Origin of the sequence: Luteimonas lutimaris (genome assembly GCF_039537065.1) — a bacterium.
Lineage (GTDB): Bacteria > Pseudomonadota > Gammaproteobacteria > Xanthomonadales > Xanthomonadaceae > Luteimonas > Luteimonas lutimaris.
This window is the reverse complement of the sequence record NZ_BAAAZU010000032.1, coordinates 1-2,016: the sequence shown is the minus strand read 5'-3', so window position 1 is coordinate 2,016 and position 2,016 is coordinate 1. Positions and strand designations below refer to the sequence as shown.

General features: G+C 69.2%; 1 pseudogene. It reads left to right on the top strand.

Annotation, left to right across the window (positions count from 1 at the left end):
• Positions 1–2,016 (top strand): annotated as a pseudogene (locus ABD679_RS15275) (ESPR-type extended signal peptide-containing protein); the annotation flags it as partial.

The following is a 2,016-nucleotide window of genomic DNA, read 5'->3' as shown; positions in this document are numbered from 1 at the left end:
GGTGAAGTGGGCGCCGAGCGCCAGATCACGAACGTGGCGGCGGGCACCGAGGACACCGATGCGGTGAACCTGGAGCAGCTGCAGGGCGTGGCGAAGACGGCGGACAACACCGACCACTTCTTCAAGGCCACGGACGATCCGGACAACGATGGTATGGGTGCCTGGGTAGAAGGCATCAACGCCACGGCTGGTGGCGAGAACGCGCAAGCAATCGGCGATGGCGCCTCGGCTTATGGGGCCAGCGCTTATGCGATCGCCGAGGGCGCAACGGCAGTCGGTACCCAAGCCCTGGCTTCGGGCATGAACAGCGCCGCGTTCGGCCAGAACGCGCAGGCGACCGGCCCGGCCGCGGTAGCGGTGGGTGGCAACGCAGTGGATGAGGACGGCAATCCGCTGATCACGATGAATGGCGAGCCGGTCGATACCGGCGCGACCAGCGCAGGCGTGGGCGGCACGGCATTGGGTGCCAGCGCGAGTGCCGATGGCTTTGCGGCAACGGCCGTGGGCGTGGGCGCGTACGCACCCGGCGCGCAGGCCGCGGCGTTCGGTGCGGTGGCCAATGCGATTGGTGACTCCAGCACCGCCGTGGGCACGCAGTCCCTGGCGACCGGCATCAGCAGTACGGCCGTGGGCGAATCCTCGGAAGCCAGTGGCTACGCGTCGGTGGGCGTGGGTGCCGGTGCCCTGGCCAGTGGCGAGGACGGGACGGCAGTGGGTGGTACGGCATGGGCCACGGGCGACCAGAGCACGGCGCTGGGCCAGTTCGCCTGGGCGACCAGCGACGGCGCGACCGCACTGGGCCAGGACACTTTCGCGTATGCGGAAGGCGCTACGGCTATCGGTGCGAGCGCATGGTCGAACGGCGAGAACAGCGTGGCATTGGGCTCGGGTTCGCGCGCCAGCGAGGACAACGTGGTGTCGGTGGGCAACGGGACGGGCAACAGCGGATTCCCGGCTACGCGCCGCATCACCAATGTCAGCGACGGCATCGACGACAACGACGCGGTGAACGTGTCGCAGCTGCAGGACGTGGCGAAGACGGCGGACGACACCGCGCACTTCTTCACGGCGACCGACGACCCGGACCAGGACGGCAACGGTGCATATGCCGATGGCATCAACGCCACGGCGGCCGGCGAAGCGACCAACGCGTACGGCGAAGGCGCATCGGCCTACGGCAGTGGCGCCAACGCGCAGGCCGACGGTGCGACGGCGGTGGGCTACAACGCCACGGCTGCCGGCCAGAACAGCGCCGCGTTCGGCCAGAACGCACAGGCGACCGGCCCGGCCGCGGTGGCGGTGGGCGGCAACGCGGTGGACGAGAACGGCGATCCGCTGATCGTGTTCAACGGCGAGCCGGTCGATACCGGCGCGACCAGCGCAGGCGTCGGCGGCACGGCACTGGGTGCCAGCGCCAACGCGGACGGCTTCGCGGCGACGGCAGCGGGCGTGGGCGCATATGCGCCCGGTGCGCAGGCCGCGGCATTCGGCGCAGTGTCCAACGCCGTCGGCGACTTCAGCACGGCAGTAGGGACGTCATCCGCCGCAGTCGGCGAAAGTAGCGTCGCCGTTGGCGGCGTGGCGGACCTGATTCCCGGACTGGGGTTCTACGTTTCCACCCAGGCCACCGGTATGCAAGCCTCCGCACTCGGTGCTGGTGCGTCCGCGTCCGGCGACTACAGCACCGGCGTCGGCGCGCTGACGGCTGCGGAAGGAATCGAGAGCACCGCGCTGGGTTACTTTGCCTACGCAGCCGGTGACAGCGCCAGTGCGCTGGGCGCGGAGAGCTGGGCGAGCGGAATCAACAGCACTGCGGTTGGTTTTTATTCGACCGCCTACGGCGATGACAGCATTGCCTTGGGTGCCAATTCCACGGCCGATGCGGATAACTCCGTGGCGCTGGGTGCCGGTTCGTATGCCGATCGTGACAACACGGTGTCGGTGGGCGATGTCGGCAGCGAGCGCCAGATCACGAACGTGGCGGCGGGCACCGAGGACACCGATGCGGTGAACGTG